The sequence below is a fragment of the Streptomyces sp. NPDC102274 genome (genome assembly GCF_044766385.1).
Taxonomy (GTDB): Bacteria; Actinomycetota; Actinomycetes; order Streptomycetales; family Streptomycetaceae; genus Streptomyces.
In genome coordinates this window covers 1-26,321 of record NZ_JBIWLW010000060.1, presented here as the reverse complement: position 1 = coordinate 26,321, position 26,321 = coordinate 1, and the positions used below count along the sequence as shown (strand labels likewise).

The 26,321-nt window shown below is 67.2% G+C and carries 23 protein-coding genes; 15 read left to right on the top strand and 8 right to left on the bottom strand.

All coding sequences use genetic code 11. The features are described from left to right. Positions 1-363: 363 nt before the first annotated feature. The 3 genes from ACIRQP_RS39660 to ACIRQP_RS39650 all read left to right on the top strand — a co-directional run bounded on the left by ACIRQP_RS39660 (position 364) and on the right by ACIRQP_RS39650 (position 4,958). Positions 364-1,383 (top strand): DUF6602 domain-containing protein, encoded by a 1,020-nt coding sequence (locus tag ACIRQP_RS39660; RefSeq protein WP_403899919.1) that lies wholly within the window; start codon positions 364-366, stop codon positions 1,381-1,383. A 121-nt stretch (positions 1,384-1,504) separates the two neighbouring features. Next, positions 1,505-4,168, top strand: a complete 2,664-nt coding sequence (locus ACIRQP_RS39655) for a Helicase associated domain protein (RefSeq protein WP_403899917.1) — start codon at positions 1,505-1,507, stop codon at positions 4,166-4,168. Positions 4,169-4,370: 202 nt separating this feature from the next. After that, a complete protein-coding gene (locus ACIRQP_RS39650; RefSeq protein ID WP_403899915.1) occupies positions 4,371-4,958 on the top strand; it encodes a hypothetical protein in 588 nt (195 codons plus the stop codon). An 86-nt stretch (positions 4,959-5,044) separates the two neighbouring features. Here the strand turns inward: ACIRQP_RS39650 and ACIRQP_RS39645 are convergent, their stop codons facing one another. The 7 genes from ACIRQP_RS39645 to ACIRQP_RS39615 form a co-directional block, all read right to left on the bottom strand. Then, complete coding sequence (locus ACIRQP_RS39645) at positions 5,045-5,893, bottom strand: IS5 family transposase (protein ID WP_403899913.1); 849 nt, start codon at positions 5,891-5,893, stop codon at positions 5,045-5,047. Between the two features lie 110 nt (positions 5,894-6,003). Beyond that, positions 6,004-6,411 (bottom strand): RacP protein, encoded by a 408-nt coding sequence (locus ACIRQP_RS39640; protein WP_403899911.1) that lies wholly within the window; start codon positions 6,409-6,411, stop codon positions 6,004-6,006. A gap of 2 nt (positions 6,412-6,413) precedes the next feature. Continuing rightward, positions 6,414-7,424, bottom strand: a complete 1,011-nt coding sequence (locus ACIRQP_RS39635) for a DUF6192 family protein (protein WP_403899909.1) — start codon at positions 7,422-7,424, stop codon at positions 6,414-6,416. A gap of 502 nt (positions 7,425-7,926) precedes the next feature. Continuing rightward, complete coding sequence (locus tag ACIRQP_RS39630) at positions 7,927-8,733, bottom strand: hypothetical protein (RefSeq protein ID WP_403899907.1); 807 nt, start codon at positions 8,731-8,733, stop codon at positions 7,927-7,929. An 80-nt stretch (positions 8,734-8,813) separates the two neighbouring features. Continuing rightward, positions 8,814-9,575 carry a TIGR02391 family protein gene (locus tag ACIRQP_RS39625; RefSeq protein ID WP_403899905.1) on the bottom strand — a complete coding sequence of 254 codons (762 nt, stop codon included), beginning with the start codon at positions 9,573-9,575 and terminating at the stop codon, positions 8,814-8,816. Between the two features lie 264 nt (positions 9,576-9,839). After that, the gene (locus ACIRQP_RS39620; RefSeq protein ID WP_403899903.1) at positions 9,840-11,225 is read right to left on the bottom strand and encodes a hypothetical protein; all 1,386 of its coding nucleotides are present in this window, start codon (positions 11,223-11,225) and stop codon (positions 9,840-9,842) included. Positions 11,226-11,302: 77 nt separating this feature from the next. Further along, complete coding sequence (locus tag ACIRQP_RS39615; protein WP_403899901.1) at positions 11,303-12,685, bottom strand: hypothetical protein; 1,383 nt, start codon at positions 12,683-12,685, stop codon at positions 11,303-11,305. A 456-nt stretch (positions 12,686-13,141) separates the two neighbouring features. Here ACIRQP_RS39615 and ACIRQP_RS39610 point away from each other — a divergent pair, with 456 nt between their 5' ends. From ACIRQP_RS39610 to ACIRQP_RS39595, 4 genes are all read left to right on the top strand, one after another. After that, positions 13,142-13,363 (top strand): hypothetical protein, encoded by a 222-nt coding sequence (locus ACIRQP_RS39610; RefSeq protein ID WP_403899900.1) that lies wholly within the window; start codon positions 13,142-13,144, stop codon positions 13,361-13,363. A 395-nt stretch (positions 13,364-13,758) separates the two neighbouring features. Further along, complete coding sequence (locus ACIRQP_RS39605; protein WP_403899898.1) at positions 13,759-14,247, top strand: RNA polymerase sigma factor; 489 nt, start codon at positions 13,759-13,761, stop codon at positions 14,245-14,247. A 129-nt stretch (positions 14,248-14,376) separates the two neighbouring features. Then, positions 14,377-14,562: a hypothetical protein gene (locus ACIRQP_RS39600; RefSeq protein WP_403899896.1), complete on the top strand. Its 186-nt coding sequence runs from the start codon at positions 14,377-14,379 to the stop codon at positions 14,560-14,562. A gap of 279 nt (positions 14,563-14,841) precedes the next feature. Beyond that, a complete protein-coding gene (locus ACIRQP_RS39595) occupies positions 14,842-15,093 on the top strand; it encodes a hypothetical protein (RefSeq protein ID WP_403899894.1) in 252 nt (83 codons plus the stop codon). 58 nt (positions 15,094-15,151) lie between these two features. Here ACIRQP_RS39595 and ACIRQP_RS39590 read toward each other — a convergent pair whose 3' ends face one another. Beyond that, positions 15,152-15,310: a hypothetical protein gene (locus ACIRQP_RS39590; protein ID WP_403899893.1), complete on the bottom strand. Its 159-nt coding sequence runs from the start codon at positions 15,308-15,310 to the stop codon at positions 15,152-15,154. Between the two features lie 411 nt (positions 15,311-15,721). Between ACIRQP_RS39590 and ACIRQP_RS39585 the strand changes: the two genes are divergently transcribed. From ACIRQP_RS39585 to ACIRQP_RS39550, 8 genes are all read left to right on the top strand, one after another. Then, positions 15,722-17,245, top strand: a complete 1,524-nt coding sequence (locus ACIRQP_RS39585) for a Mu transposase C-terminal domain-containing protein (protein ID WP_403899920.1) — start codon at positions 15,722-15,724, stop codon at positions 17,243-17,245. After that, positions 17,235-18,011 carry an AAA family ATPase gene (locus tag ACIRQP_RS39580; RefSeq protein ID WP_403899891.1) on the top strand — a complete coding sequence of 259 codons (777 nt, stop codon included), beginning with the start codon at positions 17,235-17,237 and terminating at the stop codon, positions 18,009-18,011. The genes ACIRQP_RS39585 and ACIRQP_RS39580 overlap by 11 nt, the downstream gene beginning before the upstream one ends. A gap of 95 nt (positions 18,012-18,106) precedes the next feature. Then, positions 18,107-19,051 carry a hypothetical protein gene (locus ACIRQP_RS39575; protein ID WP_403899889.1) on the top strand — a complete coding sequence of 315 codons (945 nt, stop codon included), beginning with the start codon at positions 18,107-18,109 and terminating at the stop codon, positions 19,049-19,051. Positions 19,052-19,241: 190 nt separating this feature from the next. After that, positions 19,242-19,589, top strand: a complete 348-nt coding sequence (locus ACIRQP_RS39570) for a hypothetical protein (protein WP_385048238.1) — start codon at positions 19,242-19,244, stop codon at positions 19,587-19,589. Then, complete coding sequence (locus ACIRQP_RS39565; protein WP_403899887.1) at positions 19,586-19,717, top strand: hypothetical protein; 132 nt, start codon at positions 19,586-19,588, stop codon at positions 19,715-19,717. The genes ACIRQP_RS39570 and ACIRQP_RS39565 overlap by 4 nt, the downstream gene beginning before the upstream one ends. A gap of 54 nt (positions 19,718-19,771) precedes the next feature. Further along, a complete protein-coding gene (locus tag ACIRQP_RS39560; protein WP_403899885.1) occupies positions 19,772-21,520 on the top strand; it encodes a Mu transposase C-terminal domain-containing protein in 1,749 nt (582 codons plus the stop codon). Continuing rightward, complete coding sequence (locus ACIRQP_RS39555) at positions 21,514-22,572, top strand: TniB family NTP-binding protein (RefSeq protein ID WP_403899883.1); 1,059 nt, start codon at positions 21,514-21,516, stop codon at positions 22,570-22,572. Before ACIRQP_RS39560 ends, ACIRQP_RS39555 begins: the two co-directional genes overlap by 7 nt. A gap of 17 nt (positions 22,573-22,589) precedes the next feature. Beyond that, positions 22,590-26,102: a Helicase associated domain protein gene (locus tag ACIRQP_RS39550; RefSeq protein ID WP_403899881.1), complete on the top strand. Its 3,513-nt coding sequence runs from the start codon at positions 22,590-22,592 to the stop codon at positions 26,100-26,102. The last annotated feature ends 219 nt before the right edge of the window (positions 26,103-26,321 follow it).

The following is a 26,321-nucleotide window of genomic DNA, read 5'->3' as shown; positions in this document are numbered from 1 at the left end:
CCCGCGGAGCGGGTACCACATCGCTGCGCGATGTGCAAGCGAAGCGCCCCGCGTAGCGGGGCGCGCCCATGCTGCGCATGGGCGCCTCCCACCGCTGCGCTCCAGGAGGCAGTGGGGCCGGCCGCTTCGCGCCCGACTGGCCGCGCATCGCGCGGCCGGGCCGGTCGAGTCTTGATGGTGTGACTAGTGGGGTGTGCGGTACGGGAGTTGGGGAGTGCTTCGCACTCCTGGGCGGGTCCGCTGCGCTCCCCCGCCTGACGGTCCTTCCGGCTGCGCCTCCAGAACCGCATGGGCTCGCTGGCGCGGGCCGGACTGGCTACGAGGAATGAGGGTCGCTCGTTCGTGTGAGTTCCAGTGTAGTGCATGCATCAGATTGATTCAGCATGTACCGTTGGCGGAAACACGGGACGCCCCATAGATTCGCACAAGATCAAGGGACGCAATGCCTTGAACGAGGAAATTGCTCTAGCTGCTCTTCTCAAGTATCACGATGACATCGTTGGACTCGGCTATGAATTCGATCGAAGTGAAACGCTTGGCCACAGCGATGCCCTGGGCTTCGAACGCGAGGACGCCATCAGGCGAATCCTGGCGTACCAGTTTCCTGAGTACGCGGTTCTACACCGCTCTGTGGTGAGATCCCGACTTGGGAAGCCGAGCTATGGGCAGCACGACATCGTAATCTCTGACTGCCTTGTTCCGCCGCACATCGTCTCAACTAGCGGAAGGCACATGGTGGTGGACCCGCAGGCCGTACACAGTGCTCTTGAGATCAAGAGCACGCTGGACTCAATTGAACTGCCCAAGGCTCTCAAGCACCTTTCCGCTATCAAAGGGGCACCTCGGGTTTCTGTGGAACCTTCCGTGCACATGAAAGTGCAACTCCACGGAAAAACCTTCCCGTACGTCCCTATCAGTGCGGGAATCGTTGCCTACAGGAGCAAGCTTTCCCTGTCGACGATTGCGTCGAGGATCGAGAAGTGGGCCGTTAATCAGTCTCCTGAGTTGTGGCCCAACTTCGTGACTGTGCTCGACCGAGGACACCTGATGTGGTGCAGTCCCCATACAGGAGACCTCCATTCCTGGGGGATGGAGGGGGACAGAATGCTTTGGTTCAGCTGCGCCGACCCCACCGACCCGATCGCAGCATTCAGCAACTCCATGGAATCTCTGGCCCAGTGCTGGAACGTACCTGGCACCAAGCCCGTTGTCCGTCCGCCGAAAATCACTGGTGGCGTCAAGATTGGTTCAGCCACACGGCCGCCAGGTGTACCAGAACCGGATGAGTGCGACTGCTTGTGCGCCAACTGCCACCTGCACGGGCGCGTCAGCTTTACCGAGCAGCGTCGACTGGAGCGCGAATCTCGTAATCAGCAACGATGAATTAAAGGAACCGGACGATCTGCCGGGGTGAAGCACAGGAAATCGGACGGGACGCCAGCGGCCTGCTATCCGCTCGCGCCGGTCGAAAGATCGCAGAAATTAGGCATTGGGAGGCGGGGAAATGGCAGCGATGCAGCTCAAGGAACACCAGGTAGATCAGCGGTCCGCGTTTCGTAGGTGGGTGGGATTCCCTGCAAGGTCATCCGTGCCCCCGCAGGGTGCCCGGGGAACGATCGTGTCAGCGACCGGATCGGGCAAGACGATCACGGCCGCCGCGTGCGCGCTGGAGAGCTTCGCGGACGGCCGGATCCTCGTCACCGTCCCGACCCTGGACCTGCTCGCCCAGACCGCCCAGGCGTGGCGCCTGGTGGGTCACCGGGCGCCGATGGTCGCTGTGTGCTCGCTGGAGAACGACGCGGTGCTGAACGAGCTGGGCGTGCGCACCACCACCAACCCGATCCAGCTCGCGCTGTGGGCCGGGCACGGGCCGGTCATCGTGTTCGCCACGTACGCCTCTCTCGTGGACCGCGAGGACATCGACGCACCCGTGGAGCAGCGGAAGGTTCGCGGGCCGCTGGAGGCCGCTCTGGCGGGCGGAGAGCGGCTGTACGGGCAGCGCATGGACGGCTTCGACCTCGCGATCGTGGATGAGGCCCACGGAACCGCTGGTGATCTTGGCCGTCCGTGGGCCGCGATCCACGACAACCAGCGGATCCCGGCGGACTTCCGGCTCTACCTCACGGCCACGCCCCGCATCCTCGCCGCGGCCCGCCCGCAGAAGGGCGCGGACGGCCAGGAGGCGGAGATCGCGACCATGGCCGATGACCCGGACGGAACCTACGGCGCGTGGCTCGCGGAGCTGGGTCTGAGCGAGGCGATCGAGCGCGAAATCCTCGCCGGTTTCGAGATCGACGTGCTCGAAATCCGCGACCCCTCGCCGGTCCTCGGGGAGTCGGAGGAGGCGCGGCGGGGCCGGCGCCTGGCCCTGTTGCAGACGGCGCTCCTGGAGCACGCCGCCGCGTACAACCTCCGCACCGTCATGACGTTCCACCAGAAGGTGGAGGAGGCCGCCGCGTTCGCGGACAAGCTGCCCGAGACCGCTGCCGAGCTGTACCTGAACGACGCCTCCGACGCCGACCTGGCCGCCGCCGACAAACTGCCGAAGTCCTCCATCGACGCGGAGCTCTACGAACTCGAGGCCGGCCGCCACGTACCCCCGGACCGCGTGTGGTCCGCCTGGCTGTGCGGCGACCACCTCGTATCCGAACGCCGCGAGGCCCTGCGCCAGTTCGCAGGCGGCACCGACGCCGCCGGGCGCCGGGTCCACCGCGCCTTTCTCGCCAGCGTTCGCGTGCTCGGTGAAGGCGTCGACATCACCGGCGAGCGGGGAGTCGACTCGATCTGCTTCGCCGACACCCGCGGCTCCCAGGTCGAGATCGTGCAGAACATCGGCCGCGCGCTCCGCCTCAACAAGGACGGCTCCACCAAGGTCGCGCGGATCATCGTGCCGGTGTTCCTGGAGCCCAACGAGGACCCCACCGACATGGTCGCCAGCGCCAGCTTCCGCCCCCTCGTAGCCGTCCTCCAGGGCCTGCGCTCGCATGACGAGCATCTGGTCGAGCAACTCGCCTCCCGCGCGCTCACCAGCGGCAAGCGCAAGATCCACGTCCAGCGCGATGAGGACGGGCAGATCGTGGGGACCGGCAGCGTGGGCGACCGCGGGGACCAGGAGGACGACGACACCCAGGCCGCCGCCGAAGCGGCCCTGCTGCACTTCTCCAGCCCGCGCGACGCGGCGACGATCGCGGCGTTCCTCCGGACACGGGTCTACCGGCCCGAGTCGCTGGTGTGGCTGCAGGGCTACCAGGCCCTCGTCCGGTGGCGAAAGGAGAACCAGATCACCGGCGTCCACGCCGTTCCCTACGACGTCGAGGTCCAGGTGGGAGTCACGAAGGAGTTCCCGCTTGGCAGGTGGGTCCACCAGCAGCGGAAGGCCCTGCGGGCCGGTGAGCTTGAGGAACGACGCAAAACCCTGCTCGACTTGCCGGAGGCCGGGATGGTCTGGGAGCCGGGCGAGGAAGCGTGGGAGAACAAGCTCGCCGCGCTGCGCTCGCACCGGCGGGTCACCGGGCACCTCGCGCCCCGGCAGGACGCCATGTGGGGCGAAGGCGAGGCGATGATGCCAATCGGACAGCACCTCGCCAACCTCCGGCGCAAGGGCGGCCTCGGGAAGGACCAGGAGCGGGCGGCAAAACGCGCACAGCAGCTCACCGCGATCGACCCGGACTGGGACTGCCCGTGGCCGCTGGACTGGCAACGGCACTACCGCGTCCTCGCCGACCTGGTCGACGCCGACGGCGTCCTGCCCTACATCGCCCCGGGCGTCGTCTACGAGGGCGACGACGTGGGCAAATGGCTCCAGCGCCAGAAGCAGCCGGGCACCTGGGCGCAGCTCCTGCCCGAGCAGCAAGAACGGCTGTCGAACCTGGGCGTTCAGCCCGCCCAGGTCCCGTCTCCCGCCCTGGCAGCCGCTCGTGCGACGAAGGGCCCGGCCAAGGCGCAGCAGGCGTTCCAACGCGGCCTGGCAGCCCTCACGCAGTGGGTCGAGCGGGAAGGACAGCGGCCGGTGCCACGCGGACACAGCGAAGAGACCGTGCTCGACGGCGAAACGGAACCGGTGACCGTGAAACTCGGCGTATGGACCTCCAACACCAAGGCCAGACGCGACAAACTCACCCAGGAGCAACTGGACGCGCTACGGACGCTGGGAGTGGGCTGGGCATGAGAGCAGGCAGCGGGACTATGAGTGCGTGTTTCTGATCCTGGGCTGCCCTGGTCATCTGACCGAACGGGCGCCGACGAGGGGGAAACACGAGCAGATGACGGGGCTGTCCCCGACATGCTGTGCGCGAGGCAGTTGAGCCGCTGGTCTGACTCTTCAGCCGCATTTGGGCAGATGTCAGTCCTGATCACTAGGCTCCGAGCCCATGACCTATGTCTTTGATGTCTTCACAGAACCGCGGCGCGGCAACGTCCTCACCGGCAGCGTGACGTACCGGGACCCTGACAACTACGGGTTCTCCCAGGGGCCCGTGTTCGGGCTCCAACTCATCATGTCCGGCTGGGAGGAGCTTTGCGACTTCGGCTTCGCCCGCCCGGGGGCAGTCTCCGCAGCGACGGAGGCCGAGTTCAAGGAGCTTTTCGAGCTGGACAGCGGCCCATGGGTGCGTGTTGACGAGGAGGGCTATTTGCTGGAGGAGAGCTCCACCCAGGTGCGCATACCTCGTGTCAAGGCGGAGGAGTTTTACCAAGGCCAGCTCCACCCCGAGCGCGGGCGGCGCTTCTCGAACGGCACCCATTACATTCAACTGACTCCTCAGCCGGACGAGTTCGCCCGTCGTGCTACTGAGATCATCGTCTCCTGGAATATCCGCGAGGACGACTCCACTGAGGTGAAGGACGGCGAGGGGTCGTCCGCCGACTTCACCCTCGAGGTGAGCGACCCCCGCTATCTGGAGCACTTCGCCCAGAGTGAGTACTTCCAGACCGTCTTCACGGGCCTCCTCCCCTCGTAGGTTCGACCAGCCCCTATTTCACCGTCGTCCGGCGGCCTTCTGGCCTTGCCGGACCTCGAGTCGGGCACCGAGTAGCAGAAGCGCTGTCAGGGGCCGGCTGGCGCTGGTTTCCTCGGCCAGCTGGGGGTGGCGCCTTTCCGGGCGAGACGCCTGGTCATGAGGGTGATGGCGGCCCAGGTGATCAGCGTCTCGGAGTGCTGGATGAGCCGTTCGTAGTCCCTCGCGTGGCGGCGGGCGTGCATCGTCCACGCAAGGCTGCGTTCGACGACCCACCGGCGGGGCAGCACGACGAAGCCGGACGCGTCCTTGGGACGGCTGACCGGCTTGATCGTGAGGTTGAGATGCCGTTTCGCCCAGTCGACGAGCTTTCCGGCGTAGGCGGAGTCAGCCCACACGATCGTGATCTCGGGGTGCATCAGGCGGAGGCGGAAGAGGACTTCCTTGGCCGCGTCGCGGTCGGTCATGTCGGCTGGGGTGACCATGACCAGCAGCGGCAGGCCGCGGGTGTCCACCACCAGGTGGCGCTTGCGGCCATTGATCTTTTTCGCCGCGTCGTAGCCGCGGGAGTCCTTGCCGACGGTCTCGGCGGCCTTCACCGACTGGGAGTCGATCACGGTGGCCACCGCCCGGGGACCTTTGCCCATGTCGCGGCGGATCCGTCCGGCCAGGTGGTCGCGGATCTGGCCGATCACGCCGGCGGCAGCCCAGCGGGCCATGAAGCCCCAAACAGTGCGCCAGGGCGGGAAATCCGCAGGTAGAGCCCGCCATTTGCAGCCGGCATCCACGACATAGCGGATCGCGTCCACGATCTCGCGCCGCGGGTGCTTCTCCGGGCGGCCGCCGACCGTGGTTTCGCAGGCCGGGACGGGTAACAGCGGTTCGATCAGGGCCCATTCGGCGTCAGTGGTGTCGGAGGGATATCGGCGCTGGCGCATAACGACGGATTCCCTCCGGTCGGATGTCGGGGTGGGGGGGGGGGGGGGGGGGGGGGGGGGGGGGGGGGGGGGGGGCGGGGGGCCGCGCCCCCCCCCCCCCCCACCGGTGGTCAGGAAGAGACGACGAGATCGAGGGTCGATTCGATGGAGTTGAGCTGGGCGATGATGTGCTTGACCCACTTGTCGCCCGGGTGGGCGGCGGCGTGCGGGGCGACCGTGCCAGTGAGGAACCGGCGGAACTCGGTGAGCACGGCCCGTTCGTATGCCTGAAGCGCGGCCTGCTCGGCGCCGAGCAAGTAACCGTCCGCTCTGGTCCAGATCAGAGGTGGCCAACCGTTCTCCGCGATGATGTCGCGCAGGCAGGCAAAACCGGCCCTGACCTGGCTCGTGGACAGTCCGCTGGCGCGTACCAGCTGAGGGAACAGCAGCCCTGCGGGCCTGGCTTCGAACAGCACGAACCTGAGGGTGTCGGCATGTCGCCGAGCGGCTTCGCCCCGTCGCCGTGAGGCGCGGGGCATGTCTACTCGCCCTTCAGCATGCGGGCCAGCTCGCTGTCCATGTCGACCTTGCCCGTGTCGACTGCGGTCTCGATCCAGTCCAGCGTCGCGCGGACCTTGGCCACGTTCTCGTGCACGATCGTGCGTTCATCCCCGCCCAGCGTGCAATCCCGCAGGCCCGGGACCGCTCGGCCGGCTGCGGCCACGAAGGAATGGCAGGCGGTGACCAGGTCCAAGAACTCAGTTGTCCGGTCGATGTGGCGAACCGTCGGCGCGACCGGGCTGGTGTCCTCGAAGTGTTCGCGGGCCTGTCGGCCCCGCTCGACCTGGGCATAGTTGACCTGGTGTCGGGCGGTGTCATCGCTCATCGCCTTGAATGCCACGTCCGGGCGCCGCAGCAGTCCGGCGGTGACCTGGGCGGCCACGTTGTCATCCCGGGTGAACTCCTCCACCACCCGGACCCTGTCCTCGGTCTTGACCTGGGCAGCGACCGCCGGCCGCCGCAGGAAATCGGTGGTCACCGTCGCGGCGACCTCTTCGTCCTGGGCCAGGGTGTGGATCGCGGTGACCTTCTCCTGTGGCGAGATGGGGTGCTCCACCTGCCGCCCGACCTGCCGGTTGGCGTCGTCAACCGTCCACCGCTTCTTGCCCTCGGGCGGCTGTTTGATCGCGGCGTACCGTTCTTCCTCGTCAGGAATGCTGCCCAGGACCCGGTGGACCGTGAACGACGCCCCGGCCTGGCGGTGTTCCTTCGGCCACCGCGACGCCGTCCATCGCGCGTTCTCCACCGTCGTGCGCTTCAGCCCGATGTCCTCGGCGAGCCGGGTCAGGGCCTGGCGGACGGTGAACAGGTCCCGTCCCGGCAAGGCTTCCCGGCCGTCGTCGGGAACACGCATCGGCTCGATTTCCAGAGCGCGGTCCCCGATCGTGAACTGGCCCTGGGTCTGCTGCTCGACCACTTCCCGCAGCTCGGCCACGATCTGCTCGTAGCGCTGCTGGCTGACGTTTCCGACCTTGTCTATCTCCTCAGGCATGGCGTTCACCACCCATGGGGGCCGGGGCACGGAGCTGAAGTCCGTGACGTGGACACGACCCGCTCATCACCGAGAGTCAGACCGGAAATCCACTGATCACAACGAACGGCCGCAAATGACCGCTTGGTGACCGAAGTTGGACTCAGGATGCGTTCGCGATGCGGTCACTGTGACCGTTCGCCGAACGTTTCCTTCCGGCGCCTCCAAGCCCTCACCTTGCACCGCGTGCCGCAGTACAAGGCCGTCGACCTTCGGTCGACGCCGGCGATCCATCGGGCCCCGCACTCGGGACACTCGACCTCGCCCGCACCGTCCCGCACGGCCGCCAGACGCTTGCGCAACCGCCGGTCCGTACGCCACTGCCTGGCACGACACGCCGAGGAACAGAACGAGGCGTCAGGCCGGGCCCCCAGCCTCAGCCGTTCGCCACATGCCCGACAATTCCTCTCCCCGGCCCGCCCGGCGCCCTTGGACACCAGGCCAGCGTAGAACCCAAGGCTACTCAGAACCGGGGATCAGAAACACGCACTGACGCCCTGCTGCGGGCCACGTATCGCTTAGCGGTGTGCTCGAGAAGTTTTTGGCAGGCATCGGCCATGCTCTTGAGTTGGTCGTCGTCGACTACGAAGTTGAGCAGGTAGCCGCCGTTCGACCCTCGCGCCAGCCCGCGGACCTCCGAAGCACGAAGTATGGGCCAGAAGCGGCCATGGGCGAAGCCGGAACCCACGCGCCACAACGCCCGCGTCAGTTTTGGATCGAGCCCGGCGGTGGTGGCCGCGCTGAAGATGATGTCTCCGGCGCCCGGCCTGCGCAGTCCGGGGAGACCCAGCCTGTCGGCAAGGTCTTTGACCTCATCCTGCCGCTGGGCGCCGGTCTTCTCCTTGGGGCCTGTGACGACGTGCTGAACGTCGGTCTCATGCTGGTGTCGGTTGCGGAAGTCTTCGGCCCACAAGGTGAGTGCACGGTGCCGACGCTCGTCTCGGTCCTTGCCATCGAGCAGCCACACGGCCGTGGCAAAGTTCTCAAGAGCGCCACGCAGCAGCGTCCAGGGGCTCATCGGATCGATCTGCCCTGCAACTCTCACCAGTTTCGTCAGTGCTTCGACGTGCATCAGCCCGGCGGAGAAGGAGGACTGGACGAACTTGGCGGAGCCCCACGACTTGAGCGGCTCGTCGTCTGCCACCAAGCTGCTGCGCGCCGCAGGTTCGGGGAGCAGCCTGAAATGGTTCTCGCCCCGATACTCTCCAGCGGCCTCAAAAAGCGGTACAAAATAGGAGACATCCTCCTGCCTACTATCAGAAGTATTCATAACCAAACAGGCTACGCCGAGCAGGCTGGCTCGCGCCGACAGTTATCCATTCCCCCACCAACTCGCCAGATCCACGTAGGTCAGATCGGTCCCTCGCACTCGTCGATCCAGTGCGCGAGAAGGCTCAAGGCCGCGAGGCGTTCCAGTGCCTGCTGGGCGGTCATCTCGTCGGCGGCCGCGTGGGTGGCCGTATTGCGGACAGTCATGTTGAGTCCAGGCGCGTACTTGGACAAGCCGTTCTGCATAGAGCTGACCGTGCGGTCGCTCGGGTCCCCGGGCCACGTCAGCATCGGGCTCTTGGCGGTGAAGACCTTCTCGTAGACGTTGGTGGCGTCCATGTTGGCCAACCCGGTGCGGGTCTTTACCTGGGAGGTGAGGGTCTCGGCGGCGCTTTGGACGGCGAGACAAAAGTGGCCGTCCAGCCAAAGCTTCCGGGCGGCTCCCCAGATCGTCGGGTGCATCGCCTCCACTCCGGTGGTCGGAGGGAGCTCAGCCTCCGCCTTGTCCGTCAGCGCCTCCAGACGGCCCAGGATTTGCTCCACCGAGTCCAGCACGTCGCCCGGTTCGAGCAGCGGCTTCGGCGTAGTGACGGTCCTCCAAGCCGAGATCGGGTCCACTGGCTCAGGGAAGCCGGTGACGCCTATGTACATCCGGGTCAGGCCGGGGGCCGCCGACGCGCGGCCGGCTGCGCGTGCCACCCGGTCTGTGGCGGCTTGGAGCTCTTCGCGCGACACGCCATCCCGGCCAACCGCAGCAGGCAGGAGGCCGCGCCCGAAGCCGACATCCTTTGTCTCCGTGTGGAGCTCCATGAACGCCTTGAAGGCGTCTTTGAACTCGGCCACGGCTTCGCTCGTCTTGCGAAGGTACTCGGGTTCCGGGAAGCGTCCATGCCGCTGATCGTGTCACGGAGCTACGTCCCGTAACTGCCAAGAACAGCACCAAAGCAGCGGGCAGCGCTCGCAGAGCTGGGCATGGAATGGGCGTGACACCGGTCACGGCCGGTCGTTGCATCTGACGACGGTCAGGCCAAGTACCCAGCCAGGTCCTGGGCCTCACCACTCGGGGCCCCGTGCTCCTGCCGTGAACCTGGTCCTGATAGCGGAGCGCTACGAAGAGCTATCAGGTAAACGGTTCAGGAGTGCACGGAAGAAGTCAGCAACCACAGGCCGGGCTCGATCACGGTCGCGTAGTTCGTCGTGGCCGAACCGGAACACCTCGTATCCGCGAAATTTCAGGTCGCGGTCGCCGGCCATGGTCGCTGCATACTTGGCGCTGTCGGGCTTGGATCCTGCATCGCGTGTGTAGTGCTGCATGCCGTCGACTTCCAGAACGACGCGCCGGTTCCCGGACAGCAGCATGAGAAAGTCCATCCGGAGGTTCTGCTGGGCGAGCTCGCCGCGCTCACGGATGGTCTTGGGGTCCCAGTGCACCCATATCTCCGGCAGGAGAGCGGGCACATCGCGGAGCTGGCTCTTGTAAATGTGGTGGTAGAGCCAGAAGAGGTTCTTCTGCCCCTCGGATCGGCGGGGTAAGGAATCCTCCATGCGGCTGTAAAGAGCCTGGGCCGCCTCCTCTGCATCATCGGCCTCGCGGATCTCCTGCCACCAGGACAGCAGGTCGCTCCAGAGCAGGCCGTCCTTTCCCACCGGGCGGTTGTAGACCAAGATCTCGTCCTTGCGCTCTGCGATCTCGATGTCGTTGTCCAGGGCGCTGGTGAAGCGGATGTCCGGCTTGCCCAGGGTGGCGAAGATGAGGTTCCGTGGCCGGCGGGCCGTACCCCGCCCGAGCTGGACCAGATGGAACTGGGGGTAACCGTCCACCTCGCCCTCTTGGCGCAACTGCGCCCCCACGGGCTGAAGATGACGGTTGGCGAACTCGACAAAGCGGCGCTGTGCCTGCTCGTTAGGAAGAACGGCTGAGGAGGCAAGGCCCTCGAGGAAGCGTCCGAAGCGAGGGTGTGGGGCTTCGAAGGCCCTTAATTGCTCGAAGAGATACTCGGTCGACCAGTCGTCTGGGAACCGGATCACATGTCGCTGAATGTCATCGCGCAGGGTCCCAAGGTGAGGCCCCCATACGTTCAACTCGTCGCCGAGATCCCACAGCCGCCCCAGCAGGGCAAGGAACCGTTCCGGGTAGCCCCGGTGGTCGGTGACGTCGAACTCTTTAGCCAGCTCGCGACGCGTGCGGCCAGGAATCTCCACGTGGCCGCGCCCGCTCCACACGGCATCCTGCAGATCCCTCAGCTCGATGAACGGGAGTGGTTCAGTGTCGAGAACTGCCTGAGCGACGTGGGGCAGCTGCTCGTCTGGGCAGGCCCGCAAACTCGCCGTCAAGCGCCCGTGCTTGGTCGTGTCATCGTTCAGAGGAGGCGAGGGGAGACCGAGGCGCTCACACAGCTCCGGTAGATCTTGATGACGGTATTTCTGGTAGAGCGTGACGAGCACACCCTCGATCAGGCTCCGCAACCGCAGCAGGTCCATCCGCTCAGTCATCTCATGATGATGAGTCAGGCTCACGCGTGAATCCAGGGGCCGCCTCGGAATGAACTGCCAGGCGATATCAATCGGAGTCAGTAGGCGCCGTAGGGGCTCCAGCCCCGGAGGAATGGCTTGAGATCCTCGCCGCGAGGTTCCGGGATGTCGGGAAGTCGAAACTGTTGAACCACCGCATGGGCGCGCGCCACGTGTCCCGTGGCCCACTCCATCCACTCCTCAGCCGCCGCCTTCTCCGACCCGGGTGGAAGCGTGGCCACGTGCGCACGGGCCGCCTCCAGATACTCGCCCAGGTGCGTCGCACGACGCCAAGCAGCCTCCTGGGATTCCAGTTGCCTGACGCGGTACTTCTCGGCGTACTGGTCACGGGCCTCGGCCATCGCAGCTTCCCAGCGCAAGCGTTTCTTCCGCGCCTCCTCAAGCTCGGCCAGGCGCTTACGCTCGGCCGCCTCACCGCGCAGTCCGATCTCGTGGACGATCTCTGCGAGCTGTTCTTCCAAGGGGCGATCGGTGCTGTCGGCCCACTCGGACGCATGATGTGATTGGCCTCCGCTCAGAGTGAAGCGCAGCCGTTCGGAGGGTGTGTAGTCGTACCGAGGAATCCTGACCCAGGAGTACTTCTTGGCTTCCGCAAGCTCCTTGTCCGTCGGAATGTGCTCGCTGCGGTCCTTCTCCTGCAGAACCCGGAATTCGACCGTCTGCCCCTGAGCTGTGATCGTGAAGTGCGGATCGTGCGGAAGGCGGCGGTTGTGCCGCGGTGCCGCATCCACGGTTCCGGCGGCACAGATATGACCGTTGCGTTCGGCGGCGGTGAGGAGCGCGTGCACGATCCGTAGAGCGCGTTGCTGGACGGACCGTGTCAGCCCGAACGGTTGAGCCGCCTTCTGCATTGTCCGGACGACAGCGTGCGGTTTGGTCAGCCGTGACGGCACAGCCACCGGCTCCAGGACGGCCAGGCGCCACGCGGGAATGTCGACGAGCTTGATCTCGACGCCCTCACGGCACCGCCACCAATGCAGTTCCTTGGTCTTCGGGATCCGTCCGGATCTGCTCGCCGAGGCGGCGCGGTTGTACCACGCGTCGGCGTCGGTGCCTGACTTCAGAATCCTGCCTTCGGCTGCCTCCAGCTCCTCCAGGAGCTGCTCGGTGTAGGTCTTACGCGGCTGCTGCGGAACACCTGGTGCCGAAGCCGACGCGGAAAGTCGGGGCAGCCGGGGGACAGGAAGGACTCGTGTCAGCGGTTTCGGTGCCGGGAAGGTGCCATGCGCCAGGTAATGGCGCCCTACGTCAGTCAGCACCGCATTCCACACTCCGCCGCGCCTGGCTACCGTGACCAGCCCACGATTTTGCAGGGCATGACAGCTCGTCTTGTAGGCCGTGGAAGCCGAGGCCCCCTCGGGACAGCCCTTGCTTACCCACTCCAGCACCGCCAGCTGCCGTTCGTTGAGCGTTCGCTTCATGCCGTGCCCTCTACCGATCGACAAGTCCGGACCGGACGCTGCCAGGAACAGAACCAGGCAGTACGCCTTACCGAGCTGATTAACCCGAAAGGATGCGCTCGCGAACAACCGGGCCCGAGCCGGCTACAACAGCCGACTCCGCCGCCCCTGTCATCGCCAGTCATCCCGCGGCTGCGGCCGAGACCCGCCGAATCTTGGCAACCTGGACGTCAACGCGCGGACCGTGGCTATCAGCTGCGGCTGGTCGCTCAACCTGACCTACCGACCGGCAACCAACTGACTGCATCGCCAGAAGTTTCAGCCCCAGATCGGCATTCATGTCACCATCCGAAACACCCACTACAACCGGCTGAACAGCAAAACCCAGTACCCAACGAACTGACAACACCATGCCGAAGCACCACCGACAAAAACCCGCAGACCATCTGTGGAGCAGCTATCCACCATCGGCATGCGATGGACGTGATGGGCGTCGTCACCGCAGCCGTCGCGCTCGCGGCCGGCTATCTGCTCGGACGGCTCCCCCTTGTGGCGTCTGGACGACCGAGCGGCCGTACTGACCGGTCATCAACCGACCTGCATCATCACCGAACACCTCAGCTCCGGGCCGACATCCTCGTTGCCGACGCGGGCGGTGATCCGGGCCAGCGCGGTCTGCGCGGCGCGGCGGCCGCGTAGACCATGGCGTCCTTGCGGGCCCCGTCGGCCGCTGCCGCGCGGGGTTCCGAGCGGCTTTTGTGCGCCCGTCTCACGACGTTGCGGACACGGGGCTTGCCGCACTGCCCTGGTCCGATGCTCTCCGACGCCTCTCTACTCCGGCCTTTCCACGAAGCCTTGAGCTGCGGCGTTTCCGTGGACGAAGTATCCGCGTCGAAGAAGTCGTCGTACGGCCTCACGTTTGTGGGCCGCTGAGCGTCCTGGTTCACAAGAACCAGGCGGCGAGGGCCTGGGGGCTTACCAAGTGTCCCCAGGACGGCTGGGGAGGTACTCACTCATGATCGGAGCACGGCCGTATGAGGCAGTCGTCCGGTGGTCCCAGTAGGGACCGCTCAATCGAAGAAAAGATCAGGCACTTGAAGGACCGTGAAAAGTTCTTCAAGCGGCTGATCGAAAAGCGCATCGCACGCGGCCACGTGGACGATGTCTGGCAGGACGCCCTCCTGCGCATGCTCAAGCGCCTGAACTCGGGAGCCGTGATCGACAACTTGGACGCCTACATGGTGACCATCTGCGCGAGCGCGACGACCGACATGCTCCGCCGGCTCGCCCGTCAGGCCGAGGCCTTGGTTGGCGAAGACCTGCAGCAGTTCGACCGGTCCGGCATCGTGATCGACTTCGACCGCGACGTGGACCTCGTAAGGGTTCAGAAAGTCCTGCGCGAGGAACTGACCGTGCACCAGCACAAGGTCTACATCCTCAAGCACTACTACGGGCTCGACTCGCGCAGCATCGCCGAGCTGGTGGGTGCCGCGAGTGCGGGCGCGGTGCGCCAGGTGATCAGGGCAGCCAACCGAAGGCTCCGCACCCCGGCCGTACTGCAGCGACTAAGCACAGACGACTAGCTTCTGCCTCTGGCCTACGGTTGGGGTGCCGGCACTCCCTCATGCCGGCACCCCAACCCGTAGACCGGGGGGAAGAGCTATTGCTGGCAAGCCGCCTCTTCCGATCGAAACCCGACCAGAAGGATGGACATGACCTTCGAACGAATCATCCACGCGATCCTGACAGTGCTGTCAGTGCTATGGATCCGTACGTACCGAGCCGTCGACAACCTCCTCACCGGCTCACCGGTGTGGTACTGCACCCCTGTTCGGCACGCCACCGCGACGCAGCGCGGCACTCACCTACGGCCGAGCACAAAGGTCGCCACTGAATAGGCGTCGTAAATCGCAGACGACTCTCTGTCTGAGAAACTGTCAGCGCTGATCACACACGAAGGAGCTACTAAGCAGCAGAAAATTATGAACCACGGTCGCGGTGGGGCTAGCACCACGACCAAGTGATTCGGGGAAAGGCCGGGCCCGCCGCTCACACGGCGGGCCCGGCCTGCGTCGCAAGGGACAAGAATCTCGCAGCCGGAACCAGCCGCCGTTCGATGGCACCCGCACCTCGTACCACTAGGCGTTGCGACATCGTCCCCCAGAGGATCACCGAATATGACCACCCCAGCCCAACTCCGGACCGAGAACCAAGCGCTCACCCAGGACTTGGCGCGAGCCACCACCAAGATCAAGTACCTGAAGATCGCGCTTGCCGTCATGACCGGCATCATCGCGTCACTCATCACGTACCTCGTCGTCGGCAACCTCAACGCAACGCCGCTCATTACCATCGGCTCCAGCGCCAGCGCGTTCATCGTCACCACCGGCTTCGTCTTCACCGTCCAGGAGAAGATCGCGCGCTCGTAGTCACGGACACCCCGAGAGCAACGTGATGCCCGGCGCCGAGACGGTACCGGGCATCACGTCAGCCAGGGTGTACGCCTCCCCAAGCCCGGCGCGGACCGCCGACGTCCCGCTCCCCTTCCCGGGCATGCCCGCCCTGAACTCCGGCCTGATCGTCCGTGAGCTTGGCGAGGTTCGGCTTGGGGCGCAGCACCGCGATGACGGCTTCGTTAACGGCCATGGGGTAGGAGGCGCCGCTGGAGCCTGCGCCGCGGGCGGTGGAGAAAATCCCCTTCTGTCACCGGGCGCCACAGCTCATAGGAGGCACCCTCCAAGCCCTTGGCGGTCAGAGTCCGCAGGAAGCCGCCCGGGTGAAGTCGCCTTCTCGGCTCTGCCCCTCCGGTCGAAGGCCGGGCGAGTGCCGTGCAGCTTCGCACGCGGACGCAGCTGTACCCGATGGCGACGGTTGCTGTCAGTCGTATGCCGATTCCGGTCAGTTGGATACCGAAGCGCTGGGATACCTGGGACCGGGGCGACAGTTCATGCCGTCCGGTTCCCGTGGGAAGAGGCCGTAATGCAGGGAGGGCGTGATGGCGATCGCGAAAGCGATCCGGTGGCTGTGTTCCCGCCGGCGTCGGGGCGGGCGGCGGCGATGCCCCGGCTGCTGGACCTCGACGGGCGTGGAGAGCTGACCGCCGCGCATGTGCGCCTGGTGGCACAGGCGTTGGGGAAGTCGGAACGGACGGTGTGGCGGTGGCTGGCCGCAGCACGGGAGGATCATCGCCTCGCCCGGGTGGAGTCGTCCCATTTCACGGTCACCGCGGAAGTGAGGCGGCTGCTGGCGCTGTGGGGCGGGAACGCCTCCCGGGTCCACGCCGAGCTGGTGCAGCGGGCAGCCGACGATCCAGACGCGCCCGCGGTGCCGTCGCTCTCCACGTTACACCGGGCGATCCGCCGGGACCTGACCCGCGGTGAGCGGGCCGGGCTGAGGAGCGGGGAAGCCGCGCGGCGGGCGCACGACGTGTTCGGGCAGCGGCCGGCCACGCACCGCAACGCGGTATGGGAAGGCGACCACAAGCACGTGCCCGTCGAAGTCGATGTGGAGGGTGAGCTGGCCACTCCGTGGGTGACCTGGTTCATCGACTGCGCCACCAAGGCGATCACCGGAGTCGCGGTCACCGCGCACGCGCCGAGCCGGGACGCGGTGCTGGCGTCGCTGCGGATCGCGATCACCCGCAGCGAACCGTTCGGTCCCGTGGGCGGGCTGCCCGGTCAGATCCGGGTGGACCGCGGCAAGGAGTTCCTGTGCGCGACGGTCACCGCGGCGATGGGCGCGCTCGCCGTCCCCGTCACCGACCTGCCCGCCTACACCCCGCATCTGAAGGGCACCATCGAGGCGCTGAACGACGCGGTGGAGGAGATGTTCCTCGTCTCCCTCCCCCGCTACACCGGCCGTCAGAAACTCACCGGCGGCCGGCTCGCCGACCCCGACGCCCCACCCCTGACGTATGAGGCGTTCGTGGGGCTGCTGCTGGACTGGGTGACCTGGTGGAACACCCATCACCGCCCGTCCGCGCTGAACGGCAGGACTCCGCTTCAGGCGTGGCAGGCCGACGCGACACCGCTCACGGACGTGCTGGCCGGGCAACTGGCGACATTCGCCCTGGAGGACGACGGCCGCACGTACACGATCAGCACGTCCGGGGTGCGGTGGCGACGGCGTGACTATCTCGCCCCTTGGATGAACGGCCGTACCGGCACCAAGGTCTCGGTACGGCACCTTCCCCATCACGACGACACCATCGAAGTCTTCGACGCTGCGACCGGTGACCACCTCGGGTCGGCGTTCCTGGCCACCGCCGCGAGCCGGGAGCAGATCCGCTCCGTCCAGGCCGCCCGGACCGCGGCCGCCCGCCGGCTCAAGGCCGACCTGAAGGCGGCCGAGAAACTGCGCCGTCGGCGCTTCGAAGCCTCAACCACGGCAGCCCCGCCCCGTCCTCTCACCTCTTCGACCTCCGCGCAGGCAGAAGAGGAACTGGGAGCGGCGGCGCAGACGGATCGCCGTGCGCTGGCCCGCCCCGACTTGGTTCCGCACGGCCCCGCACCCGATACCTGGGTCCGCCCCAGGCCCCCGCGCACACCTACTCCCGATGAGGACCGAGCTGATGATCGCTGAGCTGGATTACGGGCTGCTGCCCGACGAGAGCGAAGACCACTTCCTGGGCCTGGAGCAGGCCCAGTTGGTCGGCACTGACACGCTGCTGACCACCCGGGACAACATCGAGGCAGTTATCGAGGCCAAGGCCATGATGTGCGTCTACGGGCCGGCCGGATCCGGCAAGACGATGTCGGTGAACTCCGCGCTGCGTCACCTCGCCCCGGACATCACCCACCGTCTGGAGCTGCGTGCCGGACCGACCCCGCGCGACATCCGCCATGGGCTCTTCCAGGCGCTGGGGCTGCCGGGTGAGCCGCCGGCCCGCCCGATCGAGTTCGACACCCTCCTCAAGGAAGCGCTCGCCGAGGAGTTCCGGGTCCTGGTCTGTGACGAGGCGCAGTGGATGAAGAAGACCGGGTTCGAGTTCTGGCGCCACCTGTGGGACGACAAACGCACCAACATTGCCGTGATCTTCGCCGGGGGTGACGGCTGCTACAAGGTCCTGCGCCGCGAACCGATGCTGGCCTCACGGATCTTCATCTGGCAGGAGTTCACCCGCATGTCCAAGGACGAAGTGAGGGAGACGATCCCCGCCTTCCACCCCGTCTGGGCGGACGTGGACACCGTGTTGATCGACGCGATCGACAAACAGGCCGCACACGGCAGCTTCCGCAACTGGGCCAACATCACCACCCACATCCTGGCCGGCATGAAAAAACTGAACCTGAAGCAGGTTGACGAAGACCTCGTGCGCTGGGTCTACAGCAAGATCGGCGGCATGTAGTGCCCGTCGGCGGCCTCCCAGCGGTTACTGTCCTCGTCGACAAGGACGACCACCCTACTTGGACAGTTGCCGCGCATACCGCACACGACCTGGCTATGGGACGTCTGACCATCGACCCCAGCCCCGCCAACGGCGCACCCGCCGCCCTCGCCCACGACCTGCTCTACGCCCTGGGCAAACGCCTCCCCGCAGGCGGAGAAACATTCGGGACGTGGGCCGATTCCCAGCGCCCCGCCTGGGATGCGGTCGCCACCTGGATGCTCACCCACCATATTGGGCACCTCATCGTCTGCCGCACCGACCGCCTCACACACGCCCGCCAGAGACAACTACTCGCCCTGCGGGAACGGTGCGGTATCCGTCTCACCCTCCTGTGGCACCGGCCGGTCACCCCCGTCCTGAGAACGCTCCTCGAAGGAATCCCGCATCACATCATCGACACCCTCTCCCAGGCCCATACCGTCCTGGGCCGCACAGGACACTCACCGGCCGGCACCCGAAACGCCGGACAACAGAGGCCCATCGAACCAGCCCCGAGCCAGGACGACGGGCAGTGGCTCACCTCCCCGGCGCCGTCCGGCGGCACGGTGACGGACCGTCCGAAACGCGCCCGGTGCCCCGGCGCACCCGAACTCGTCCCCACGACGACCGGCGCACCGCCCGCGCAAGGAGATGACCGCACACCAGCAGACGTCCTCGCCGCACGGCTGACCACGGTCGCGTATCCGCTGCACGCCACAGCCCTGACCATCCACGCAGTCACCGGAGCAGACATCAGCCGGCTCGCGCTCATCCGCGGTATCGACATCAACGAAACAGCGACCACCGTCAAAGTCCACGACAGCACAGCCCACCGCAAATGCCAGGCCTACCCACTCCCCATCTGGACACGCGGCCTCATACGCGCCGCCGTCATCCACGCACAGCTCAAAGAGCGTGCCCCGGACAGCCCACTATTCCCCTTCATCACAGTCCAGGACGGCGAACAACTCCGCCTCACCGCAACAGGAATCCGCTACAACCTGAACCCACTGCCGTAGAAGGCGACATCATCCACCCCATTGCCCTTCGACACGTGATCTTGGCTCCCGGATCGCAGCAGCCCCAGCTGCGCCGGGGTGTCTACGACGGCGGACCGACCCCTCGACGACGGACACTTCATCGATAACAGGAGCAGCAGGAAACGCCTAACGGCTCCCTGGAGCCGGCACCCGCCGCTACCGTCGGTGCATGGAGTGGCTGAAACCGACTTTATGGGGCGCGTTCGGCGGCCTCGCGATCGAGGCGCTGGACTACATCACCGCCGTACGGAAGCACCGCCGCCTGCCATGGCATCAGGAGAAGGACACCGACCCCGGCCCGCTGGCCTACGGCATCACCACCGTCCTGCGCATCACCATCGGCGCCGGCCTGGCCTGCGCGGCCGCCTGCACCGCCCCCATATCCCCCTGGTGGGCCTTCGGCCTCGGTGCGGCCGCCCCCGCTCTCCTGGAAAAACTCCCCGCCCTCATCGTCAGCGGCGCCGGACGGCAAGGCTGGAGCTGGTTTGCAAGCCGGGGCGGGACGATGACGGTATGAGCGAGGCACGCACTATCACCGTCACGGCCAAGGTGGCGTTCAGGACGAAGGACGTCCTCAAGGAGTTCAGGCCGCTGTTCCGGGCCGAGCGGAAACGGGCCCGCCGGTTGGCGGGGAAACCGGAGTGAAGTGCGACCTGCCTGCCCGGGCGAGAAGCTGCGGTCAAGCGGGTGCAGTAGGGGATGTTCAAGGGGTACCTGCAGGAGCGGGGCGAACTGGTGGACACCCTGGATGTTCTGGTGGCGTGGGTTCAGGCCAAGCTGGCGGGGCTGGGACCGGGAGTGGCCGGTGCTGCTCACACAGGCCCTGATCAGCGGCAACACCCTTCCCACTATCCCAACCGGCAACCAACTGACCCGCGCCATCGCCAAAAACGTCAGCATCAGATCGGCATCCATGACAGCAGAGAAGTCGCCCACGACAACCCACTGAACAGCAGAAACCCACCACCCCACCGCACTGACATCACAATGCCGAACCACCGCCGACAAAAACCCGCAGATCATCACTTCACCCCGACCGTGACACTGCGGCCGGGTGAGCTGGTGATGCTGGACAGTACGCCGCTGGATGTGCTGGTTGTCCTCGCCGACGGGGTGACGGGGTCGGTCGAGTTATCGATCGCGTTGGACGTGGCAACGCGCAGTATCTGTGCCGCGGTGGTGCGTCCGGTGGGCACAAGATCGGTGGATGCTGCGGTGCTGCTGGCGCAGATGGTCACGCCCATGCGGATGCGCCCGGGGTGGGAGACGGCGCTGGCGATGTCCCGGTCAGTCATCCCCTATGAGCGGCTGGTGTCGTTGGATGCGCGGCTGGAAGGAGCAGCGGCCCGGCCGGTGATCATGCCGGAGACGGTGGTGGTCGACCAAGGTGCGGTGTTTGTCTCCCATTCCTTCATTGCCGCGTGCGAGAGCCTGGGGGTGTCCGTTCAGCCGGCGCCGCCGGCCAACGGCCCGGCCAAGGGCCATGTCGAGCGGACGTTCCGCACCATCGGGGACCGGTTCTCCCAGTACGTGGCCGGCTACAGCGGCTCGGATGTCACCCGGCGCGGCACGCGCGTTGAGGACGAGGCGTGCTGGACGCTTGCGCACGTTCAGGACCTGCTGGATGAGTGGCTGGTCACCGACTGGCAGCACCGCCCGCACGCGTCGCTGCGCCATCCGCTGGCACCGAAGCTCGCCTTGTCGCCGAACGAGATGTGGGGCGCGCTCGTGGGAGTCACCGGCTATATCCCGGTGCCGCTGAGCGCGGACGACTACATCGAGCTCATGCCCATCAAGCGGGTGGCCATCAACGACTACGGCATCCGCTTCGACTACCGCACCTACGACCACAAGGTCCTCAATCCGCACCGCGGGGACCCATCGGGTGCACCGGACGGCAGATGGGAGGTGCACCACAACCCCTACGACCCCAATCAGATCTGGGTGCGGCTGCCCACCGGGTGGGAAGAGGTGCCGTGGATCCACCGCGGCTGTGTCAGCCTGCCCTTCACCGACTTCACCTGGCAGCACGTCCGTGCCGCAGTCGAACGCCGCGGCGACCGCGTCGAGCACGAGCGGCAGCTCGCCCAGGCCCTGGATCGCCTCCTGCGGCGTGCGAGCAACGGTGCCGGGACTCGCCGCGAGCAGACGGTGGCGGCGCGCGCCAGCGCCGCAGCGTCCCTGGCCCGACCGGCCGTGCCGCAGGCGGTCCCGGACCCCGTGGCGGCTCCGACCCTCTCCTACGGCCTGGTGGGTGCCTTCACGCCGCTGGAAGAAGAGGATCAGCAAGGGGAGACAGGGTTCGAGGACGGCTGGGACGAGGACGACGACCTGCCCAGTCCCGCTGACGCCGATGAGCCTGCCGGAGACGAACGGCCGGACTCCTCAACGAAAGTTCCGCGTCCCTCCCGGATCTATGACGCCTACCAGGAAGCAGCACAGTGGTGACAGACGCCCCTGCCGACAGCACCCTTCACGACGGAGCGAGGGCCGCGGCGTACGCGCCGCCGACCACACGAGACGGCTGGCAGCAGTTCGTCGCCACTCCCCCGCTGCAGCCCCAACCGGCCGCCGACGAGGACTGGTCGCTGGAGGAACGGCTGGACTACCACTCCCGGTTCGTGGTGCTGACCACCCCGGCCATGGAACGCATCTCCCTGTCGCTGCGGCGCCTGATGCTCCTCAACCGCCGCCAGCAGGGCACCGCACGCCGCGGCCTGATCGTCTCCGGACCGCCCACCACCGGCAAGACCACCACCCTGCTGGAAATGGGCCGCACCTTCGAACTCGCCGAGCAGCGCAGGCACCCCGATCGCACGGACCGCCTGCCCGTGGTCTTCCTGGCCGTGCCACCGGCCTCCACACCCAAGATGCTGGTCAGCGAATTCGCCCGGTTCCTCGGCATCCCCATCGCGGCCCGCATGAACCAGGCACAGATCACCGACGCCGTCTGCCACCTGCTGTGCCTCCTGGAGACGAAGCTGGTCCTCGTGGACGACGTCCACCTGCTCGACACCCGCACCCGGTCCGGCGCGGAAACCTCCGACCAGATGAAACACCTCGGCGAGCGCATCCCCGCCACCTTCGTCTACGCCGGCGTCGACGTCGACGCCTCTCCCCTGCTGACCGGGCCGCGCGGCGCCCAGCTCGCCGGCCGCTTCACTCTGATCCGCAACACCGCGCTGCCCTGCGCCACCGACGAGCAACGCGAGATCTGGCGCGCTCTGGTCACCGACATGGAAGAAGCTCTGCGCCTTCGCCACCACACCCCGCACACCCTGGCGCAGCACGCCGACTACCTCCACCAGCGCACCGGCGGCGTCATGGGCAGCCTCTCCCACCTCATCCGCGAAGCCGCCCTGACCTCCCTGCTCGACGGCAGCGAAAAAATCACCAAGAAGCTCCTGGTCGGCATCCAGCTCGACATCCGGGCCGAACATCAAGCCCGCCCGCCCCGAAAACGCCTCCCACGCCCGCGCAGCCACAACGCGGGATCCTGACGGAGGCCGGAGCAGCGGTGACGAAGACCACCAGCGCGCAGCAGGCGCAGCCACCACAGCGCGACCAGCCCGAACTCTCAGGACACAGAGAGGCTTTGGGCGCGGTGCGGGTAGCGCCGCTGCACGGCGAGACGACGCTGTCCTACATGAGCCGAGTCGCCTCCCGCTACCGGCTCACGGCCAAAGAACTCATCGGCGCACTCGTGGACGTGGGACGGCGTCCCAACCTCTTCACCGTGCGGCCCGACGGCGAAGTCGTCTTCAACACCGAGGCCCGGACAGTGGTCGCCGCCTTCTGCCGCATGCCCGAAGAACACTTGCGCCGTGCCCTTCCCGCCTGGGACCGGGAGGTTCCTTCGAGCAGACTGGGAAGCGGGCCAGCCGCCTGGGTCCGCACCGCAGCCACGATCCCGCCGACCGGCCCCGGCTGCCGGGCCTGCACCGCGAGGGCCACACAGGACCGGGAAGAAGCACGCCGCTACCTCCTGCCGCACGCACGGGTATGCGTCAAGCACCGGTGCTGGATGCTGGAAACACCCATCGTCGACGAAGCGACGGCCGGCCCCGGCCAGCTGGACGTGCGGCATGTGCCGCAGGTCGCAGCGGCCCAGCGCCGTCATGCACGGCTGCTGCGGCGCAGCCCGCACGCCGGCGAAGCGTTCGCTGTGGCGCAGGCGGTTACAGCGTCGTGGTGGGACGAGGCCTGGCCGGAAGAGACCCTCTGGCCCGACCGGCTGCGGCTGATGACTCACGGCAACGGCTTCGCATGGCGTGTAGCGGCGCGGGATGCGGTGACCTATCCGGAAGCCGTCACGCTGGCCGCGGCCCTGGCCGATGCGGGTGTGCAGCAGCTGCTGCTCGACGAGGCGGGCCGGCATCAACCGCACTCGCTCGCCGATGTCCCCCGCCTCGTCGGCGAACTGGCCCGGCGTCTTGGCCGGCCGTGGATCGCCGACCGCCTCGCTGCGGTCACGACAGGGCCGCTGAACGCCTGGGTGCGCGCCTGCGTCCGCAGTCAAGCCGGGCACAAACCGAAGACGCGGAGCATGTGGCGCGTCTCCCCGCCTCACCGGCCCACCCCGGTTTCCCAGCTCCTGGCGGACAGCAGTGACCGGGGCGAGACACCCACACAGCCCGAGCCTGCGTCGCTCCCAGACAGCACCGAAGACGCGGCCCGGGGGTTCGCACGTGGGCTGCGCCATGCCCGGGCCTACGCCGCCGAGCACGGCCACCTGTGCGCGCCCAACACCGTGCGGACCGAAGGCTTCGCCGTCGGCCTATGGCTCGCCAACCAGCGCGCCGCAGGACCCGAACTCGCTCCCGAACGCGCCGCCGCCCTCGACGCCCTCGGCCCGTGGTGGAACCCGCCCTGGAACCTGTGGTGGCAGCGCATCTACCACCGCGCTCAAGCGCACGTCCGAGCAGGACACCACCTGGCTCCCGAGCTCGGATTCCCCGGTACACCCGAGGGCCTCGGAGAGTGGCTGCATGACCAGTGCACCGACTACCACCAGCTCCACCCGCAGCAGCAGCGCCTCCTCACTGAAATCGGCATCACACCCGAGCGAGCACGTGTGGCAAAGCCCCGGCGCAAGCACATCAAGGCCGTCCGCCACACCGCGCTGGATCACGCCCGCACTTACGCCGCCCGGCACGGACACCTGTGCGCCCCCACTTCGGCCAGCCAAGACGGCTTCATGGTCGGCAAGTGGCTGCACAGTCAGCGGGTACGTGCTCGGCGCGGCCACCTCGACCCGGTACTGAACCAGACGCTGACCGAGATCGACCCCTGGTGGAACCCGCCCTGGCCCACCGACTGGCAGCGCGAGAACCACCATGCTCACGGCGCCGTGGCCGCGGGCACTCTGCTCGACCCCGAAGCCGGGTTCCGGAACTTCGACGACCGCACCGGGCAGTGGCTGTACGCCCAGTGCGTCAACTACACCGCCCTCCAGCCCGGCCAGCAGCACCTCCTGGCCCGCCTCGGCCTCACCGAACCCGTCGCAGGCACCGCCGTGCCCAACCCGGCCATCCGGCATCCCGCCATGGAAACAGGGCTGCACTACGCCCGGGACTGGGCAGCCCAGCACGGCGCCCTCGACATCCCCCGCGCCGCCCCCCACCTAGGTTTTCCCCTCGGCCGCTGGCTCGCCACACAACGACACCAAGCCAACCTCCACCGCGACCTCTTCGACACCCCCTGGCCGCACGACGAACACCTCGCCCGCATCGATCCGTACTGGAACCCGCCCTGGGGCATGAAATGGCAACGCCGCTACCAGGCCGCCCGCACACAACTCACCCCCGGCCAAAACCTCGCCCCCCAGGAGGGCTTCCCCAACACACCGGACTGGACCGGACAGTGGCTGTACAGCCAGTGCGCCGTCTACGACGACCTCCACCCCCGCCAACAGCAACTCCTCGCCGACCTCGGCCTCACCGCCGAAGGCGCCCGCACCGCCCGCCCCCGCCGCAAAACCCAAGCCACCTCCTTCGCCGCCGGCCTCACCCACGCCCGCGCCTGGGCCCAGGAGCACGGCAACCTCGCCGTCCCCGAACCCGCCCGGCACGACGGCTACCGCCTCGGCACCTGGCTGCGCACCCAACGCCGCCGCGCCAGCCGCGGAAAACTGCCCGCCGACCGCATCAAAGCCCTGGAAGCCATCGATCCCCACTGGAACCCGGCGGGAGGACTGCGCTGGCAGCAGGCCTACCTCACCACCCGCACCCACACCACCGGCCGCTCCCTGACGACCACGGCCGACCTCGACGCGCTCCCATCGGCGACAGCGAAATGGCTGTTCACCCAGTGCTCCAGCTACGGCAGCCTCCACCCCGAGCAGCAACAACTGCTCGCCGAGACCGGCCTCACCAGCGAAGGCGCCCGCGCGCTGGCACCACCACCGAAACCTCCCCGACCAGCCCGCCCAGCCCGCCCGCGGCTGAAGAACCCGCCCTCCGCCTTCGCGGCCGGCCTGCCCTACGCCCAAGCCTGGACCGCCCAGCACAGCCACCTCACCTCAGCCGACTACCGCACCGAACACGACGGCTTCCCCCTGGGATGGTGGCTGTACAAACAACGCCGAGCCGCCCACGCCCACGTGAAACGCACCGGCCGGCCCTGGCCCCACGACCCGCAACTCGCCGCCCTCGACCCGTGGTGGAACCCACCATGGCGGGCCACCTGGAACCACAGCTGGCACCAAGCCCACGCCTACTACAGCACCGGCATGCCCTTCCCCAACCAGACCACCAAATGGATCCGCACCCAACAACGCACCTGGGACCAGCTCCACCCCCACCAACAACACCTGATGGCCACCATCGGCATCCACGGCCACGCACCGCTATGGCGCTACAACAGTCGCCCAGTGCACCTGACCGACCAGCCAACAGAACTGATCAACACCCACGAGACCAACCCAGAGCACGAACTCCGCAGTTCACAGGCCCGCCCAGTCGGGGCCCGCAAGCAACGCCAAGCACCTCGCCAGCACCCACCACACCGCCGGACCCAACCAGCCAACTGATCAGAAGCTGTTGTCTTTCCGAGTGTGATCGCCAGGTTTCCGCTGGTCAGGCGTAAAGTCACCTTCCCCGCAGTAGAGATGACACGTTGTGTTCTCTCTTCGGTGGAGGTGCCGGATGCCGTCTGTGATGGGGTTGCTGGAGGAGCGGGAGGTCGCTGCCCGGCAGCGGGTGGAGTCGCTGCGGGACGAGCTGGACCGGCTCGTTGCCGAACTGGAGGA